Genomic DNA, 6,158 nt, shown 5'->3' with positions numbered 1-6,158 from the left:
ATGGGTGAATACCAACAAGCCTATGACCAAGCAAAAGGAGTGATTGATAATGAAGGAACCTATAACCTAGGATTAGAACCAGATTTTCAGGATCTATTTGACTCTTCACTAATAGACACTTCCTTAGAACCAATTTTTACATTGGATTTTATTGGGGCAAGCAATGGAGATGATGGAAGAGATTATCAAGCAGCATTAACAGGACTTAGAGATGATCAACAATATGGTCTTGGAGGTGGTTGGTCTGTAGGAGTTCCTTCCTTAGAAGTATACAATACTTGGGATGGTAGAGATTACAGAAAACAAGTGAGTTTAGATACCATAGGAGTTTTTAATATCACAGATCCTGTTACAGGAGTTCAGTCGTTAGAAGAGCGACCATTTACTGTTTTTAAAGAAAGTGGTGCTGGTAGAGGTGTGAATCGTCCACATATTGCAAAGTATACTCGTTCTATCGGAACAACTGCTACCGGAAATGGTAGAGGATCAGAAGCAAATTATATGATGATACGCTATGCAGAGGTGCTATTAATTGCAGCCGAAGCATTAAATGAAGTAAATCCTGGATCAAGCGAAGCTCACGAGTATGTAAATAGAGTAAGAGCTAGAGCAAGAAGTGGAAATGGTGCTACTTTCCCTGAGGATGTTTCTGGATTATCACAAGATGATTTTAGAACCATCGTATTAGAAGAACGTAAATGGGAACTAGCATTTGAGTTTAAAAGATGGTATGATATCGCTAGAAGAAGAATTGGTAGTGAAGTGTTTAGTGCTTCAGGGTTAGAAGGAGAAAAAGCAAACTTTGACCCTAATCAAGATTACTTATTCCCATTACCAGCAGAAGAATTAGCTAGAAATCCAAACTTAGAACCGCAAAACCCAGGGTATTAATTGATGATATCTATGATAAAAGAAAAAAGAAAAATACTTTTCGGATTAATTATCACTTTACTAATATGTTTTACCGCGTGTAAGGATATTTCTTCGGATTATAAACAAGAAGATACAATAGCTGAAGAGGATAAGATTATTCAATATTCAGATAGGCTTTCATATTTATTAGAGTATCCAGTAGATTCTTTAGCTTTTCCAAGAAGTGCTGATGATAATGGGATTATTAAAAAAGTCCCTTCAAAGGATTGGACCAGTGGTTTTTTTCCAGGTACTCTTTGGAAAATTTATCAATTAACTGGTGATGCTAGATATAAAGCAAAGGCTAAAGAATGGACAACTTTTATTGAAAAAGAAAAGTATAATGATAGAACCCATGATATGGGATTTAAAGTGTTCTGTAGTTTTGGAAATGGATACAGAATGACGAATGATGAATCTTATAGAGTCATTATTTTAGAAAGCGCAGAAACTTTATCGACTAGATATAACAGTATTGTCGGATCGATTCGTTCTTGGGATTTTAATAAGGAAGAATGGCAGTTTCCTGTGATTATTGATAATATGATGAATTTAGAATTGCTTTTTGAAGCATCTAATTACTCAGAAGACCCTAAATATTATAATATAGCCCAACAACACGCTAACACGACTTTAAAAAACCATTTTAGGGAGAATAATAGTAGTTATCACGTAATAGATTATGATACCATAACCGGTAATATTAGAACAAAGGTAACTCATCAAGGTTTTAGAAATGAATCGTCTTGGGCAAGAGGCCAAGCTTGGGGACTTTATGGTTATACGATGGCATATAGATATACTGAAGATGTAGAGTTTTTAGAACAATCTAAAAAGATTGCTTCTTTTTTTATGGAACATAAAAACCTCCCAGAAGATGCTGTACCATATTGGGATTTTGATGCTCCTAATATTCCTAGTGAACCAAGAGATGCTTCGGCTGCGGCAGTTATTGCTTCAGGAATGATAGAATTATATGAATACACCAAAGACAAAAAATATCTGGAATTTGCAGATGAAATTATAACAAGTTTATCATCAAAAAAATATGTAATCCAAAAAGAAACTAATGTACCCTTTATTCTAAATCATAGCACGGGAAATTGGCCTAAAAATGATGAAATTAATGGGCCAATTAATTACGCCGATTACTATTTTTTAGAAGCAATTTTAAGGAGAAAGAATCTTAAGTAAAGCCTATAAGTCCTATGAATAATACTATTTTTTCTTTTTTAAAATTGACACAGTTTATAGTGTTACTTTTTTTATCCTCTTATTGCTTAGCGCAAATAAGTAGATTAAAAGAAAATATAAATGATAATTGGGAATATTTAGAGTTGAGTATCGAGAATATTGATCAAGTTTATAAACATACAAATTGGGTCTCTATTAACTTGCCGCACACTTGGAATAATTATGATACTATGGATCTTGATCCAGGTTATCGAAGAAGTGCAAGTTGGTACAGAAAAAAACTTAAGTTCGAAACAATAAATCAGGATGTTGCTTATGTCTTGTATTTTGAAGGTGCAAATATTACTACCCACGTATATGTAAATGGTAAACTAGTTGGAGACCATAAAGGAGGCTATATAGGGTTTTCTTTTGATATTTCTAAAGAGCTAAAAACAGGAAATAATGAGATACTTGTTAGGGTTGATAATAGTTATGATCCCGAAATAATACCTTCACAAAAAAGTGACTTTTTTATATATGGGGGAATAACCAGAGACGTATGGTTACTTCAAAAACATAAAACTAATATTTCGAATCTAAAAGTAAATACTCCATTCGTTTCTCCTGAGAAAGCTTCGCTAAAACTGGATGTAAACATTGCAGATCTTAAAGAAAATGAAAAATACGAAGTAGAGGCTAGGCTTTTTGATCCAAATGGAAATGAAATACAAGTGGTTAGGGAAAAGGTATCAACGAATCAATTGATACTAGATTTTAAGGATACTATTAAACCATTGCTTTGGGGTATCGACACTCCCTACTTATATAGCGTTGATATTGCATTATTAAAATCTGGGAAACACATCGATAAATTGTCAGAAAAAGTAGGCTTCCGCTGGTTCGAGTTTAAAAAAAATGGACCATTTTATCTTAATGGGAAAAGAGTATTGTTACGAGGAACACATCGTCACGAAGAACATGCAGGATATGGAGCAGCAATGCCTAATGAATTACATCGCAATGATATTAAAGCTATAAAAGAGATGGGTGCTAATTTTATTAGGTTAGCACATTATCCTCAGGACCCAGAAGTTTATAAAATGTGCGATGAGTTAGGAATTTTAGTTTGGGATGAATTACCTTGGTGTAGAGGAGGAATTGGAAATGAAAATTGGAAGACCAATACCAAAAACATGTTATCCGAAATTATCAATCAAAACTATAATCATCCAAGTGTTATCATATGGTCTTTAGGAAATGAAATTTATTGGTTGCCAGATTTTAAGGATGGGGATAATGAGAAGAAATTAAATGATTTTTTAGAAGAATTAAATACACTATCACATACATTAGATCCAACAAGAAAAACTGCTATCCGTAAATATTATTCAGGATCAGATATTGTAGATGTATTTTCACCATCTATCTGGTCTGGTTGGTATTCTGGTAGTTATACTACCTACGAAAAAGCTTTAAAAAAATATATAAAAGAATATGATCATTTTCTCCACGCTGAGTATGGAGGGTCTAGTCATTATGGGAGACATACAGAAAATCCAATAGACGGTAGTGGAGCTATGGATCCGGATGGATGGACAGAAGCTATTACACAAACTTCTGTTACTAATATTGCCAAAATAGGTGATTGGAGCGAGAATTATATTGTAGATCTTTTTGATTGGCATTTAAAGATAGCAGAAACTAATCCATCTTTTGTAGGGAATGTACAATGGGCGTTTAAAGATTTTGGAACACCGTTAAGACCAGAAAATGATATTCCATATGTTAATCAAAAAGGGATTATGGATCGAGAAGGGAACCCTAAAGATGCATACTACGTTTTTAAAAGTTATTGGGCAAAGGATCCATTTGTATATATAGAATCTCATACTTGGACAGAAAGACAAGGACCTAAAGATACCTCACGAACCATTAATGTATTTAGTAACTGTGATACAGTAGAACTATTTTTTGAAGGAAAATCTCTAGGGCGAAAGAAAAAAGATATTAATAAATTTCCAGCTTCTGGATTAACCTGGGACCTACTTTTTAAAGAAGGTACTAACCAGCTAAAAGCAATTGGATATAGAGATGGTGAAAAAGTCACAGATAGTCTTAAAGTAGACTACAGGTATAAGAAAAATGATGTGGCTAAGTCTTTATCACTTTCCTATAAAGAATTAAAAAATGGTAATTATTTAATTACTGCTGTTGCAAAAGATAAAGAAGGATTGATATGTTTAGACTATGAAGAGCGAGTTTATTTTCAATGCTTATCTGGAGGAGTTAATAAGAAATACCTAGGCACACCAATGGGCAGTGAATCCATTAAAATGTCTAATGGGAAGGCACAAATTGAAGTTGTGCCAAATAAAGAAAACTCTACTGTCGAAATGATGGTGTTAAATCAAAGTTTTAAAGGAACTTATTTAACCATATCAAAATAATAGTTAGAGTTTACATTTTGTTAGTTTTTGAATTGTTTTTAGGGGAGGTGTTTTGTGATGCCTCCTCTATTGTTTGTTAAAAAGGAAAAAAGGCTTTAGCATTATGGTAACAAATGTCAGAAACAATTTTACCTAACCATTTTTCATCCTTAGGTAATATTCCATTTTTTACATCACCTCCAATCAAATTACAGAGGATACGACGAAAATAATCGTGTCGCGGAAAAGATAAAAAACTTCTTGAATCAGTTAACATCCCAACAAAACAACTAAGCATACCTAGACTAGACAATGTATTTAAATGTTTTTCCATACCATCTTTTTGATCTAGGAACCACCATGCTGCACCATATTGAACTTTTCCTTTAACAGTTCCATCATTAAAATTACCAACCATAGAAGCAAAAACCTCATTGTTTGATGGATTCAAGTTATATAGAATAGTTTTTGCAAGTTGATCTGTTGTATCTAAAGAATTTAAAAATCCACTTAAATTTTTGGCTTGGGAATAATCACCAATAGAATCAAATCCCGTATCAGGACCAAGTTTTTTTAGAAGCCTCCTATTATTATTTCTAATTGCACCTAGATGATATTGTTGAACCCATCCTCGTTTATGATAACAGGTGCTTAAAAAATATAGAACTTCAAACTTAAAATAATTAATTTCCGAAGTGCTTATGGATTTTTGATTTTTAATTTTTTTGAAAATCTGTTCGATATTATAGGTTCCTTTTTTAAAGTGATATAGGTTCTCTAAACCATGATCTGATAATCTACAACCTGTTTTATGGAAGTAATCAATTCTATTTTCGAGTGCAGCTAAGAGATCTTCAAAGTTTTTAATTTGGATATTGGATTTGATCTCTAACTTATTTAGATACTTTAAATAACTTTCGATATTTTCTACCGCATAGGACTTATCCGGTCTAAAAGTTGGTAGTAACTTCATTATTTTTTCCTTACCTGCATACGTAGTATGATGTATTAACGTATCTATAGGGTCATCTGTGGTACAAACTACCTCCACATTATTCATCTTTAATAATCCTTGTACGGAGTGGCTGGAACGTTGTAATTGTTCATTGGCTGATGAGTAAATTTTCTCAGCTGTTTCTGGAGATAATAATTCAGAGATAGAAAAATGCTTCTTAAGCTCCATGTGTGTCCAGTGAAACAATGGGTTTCTAATGCTGTAAGGAACTGTCTCTGACCACTTCAGGAATTTATCTTTGCCACTAGCTTTACCTGTAATATACATTTCATCAATACCTAATGTCCGCATTGCACGCCATTTGTAATGATCACCTTCTAACCAAATCTCACTTATAGTCTTGAATTTTTTGTTTTCACAAATATCTTTTGGAGATAGATGATTATGATAGTCTATAATGGGTAGATCTTTGGCATAAGAATGATAGAGAATTCTTGAAAATTCATTTTGTAATAAAAAGTCATTATGGATAAAGGTAGAAGTTGCTTTCATGTTCCCTAGCTAGTTTGAATTAAAACATAGTTGCAATATAACTACCGTAAGGTATTCAAAGATTTTTTTTTGGGTAATGAATTGTTCAATTTCTATGATATTATTTTTTCGATAAAGAAGTAAAGTAAAGTTTATAA

General features: G+C 32.8%; 4 protein-coding genes. 3 read left to right on the top strand and 1 reads right to left on the bottom strand.

The window, feature by feature from the left end; all coding sequences use genetic code 11:
• The 3 genes from H526_RS0116120 to H526_RS0116110 form a co-directional block, all read left to right on the top strand.
• On the top strand, nucleotides 1-891 hold an 891-nt coding region (locus H526_RS0116120), incomplete at its 5' end, for a RagB/SusD family nutrient uptake outer membrane protein (protein WP_027393682.1).
• A 12-nt stretch (nucleotides 892-903) separates the two neighbouring features.
• Nucleotides 904-2,106 carry a glycoside hydrolase family 88 protein gene (locus H526_RS0116115; protein WP_027393965.1) on the top strand — a complete coding sequence of 401 codons (1,203 nt, stop codon included), beginning with the start codon at nucleotides 904-906 and terminating at the stop codon, nucleotides 2,104-2,106.
• A gap of 14 nt (nucleotides 2,107-2,120) precedes the next feature.
• Nucleotides 2,121-4,535, top strand: a complete 2,415-nt coding sequence (locus H526_RS0116110; RefSeq protein WP_027393964.1) for a glycoside hydrolase family 2 protein — start codon at nucleotides 2,121-2,123, stop codon at nucleotides 4,533-4,535.
• A gap of 76 nt (nucleotides 4,536-4,611) precedes the next feature.
• On the opposite strand, the gene uxaC is transcribed toward H526_RS0116110, so the two are convergent.
• Entirely contained in the window at nucleotides 4,612-6,021 is a 1,410-nt protein-coding gene (gene uxaC / locus H526_RS0116105) for a glucuronate isomerase (protein ID WP_027393963.1), read from the bottom strand.
• Between the last annotated feature and the right edge of the window lie 137 nt (nucleotides 6,022-6,158).

The sequence above is a fragment of the Aquimarina latercula DSM 2041 genome (genome assembly GCF_000430645.1).
In the GTDB taxonomy this organism is placed as follows: domain Bacteria; phylum Bacteroidota; class Bacteroidia; order Flavobacteriales; family Flavobacteriaceae; genus Aquimarina; species Aquimarina latercula.
The sequence above is the reverse complement of the archived record's forward strand: the minus strand, read 5'-3'. Positions and strand labels throughout refer to the sequence as shown.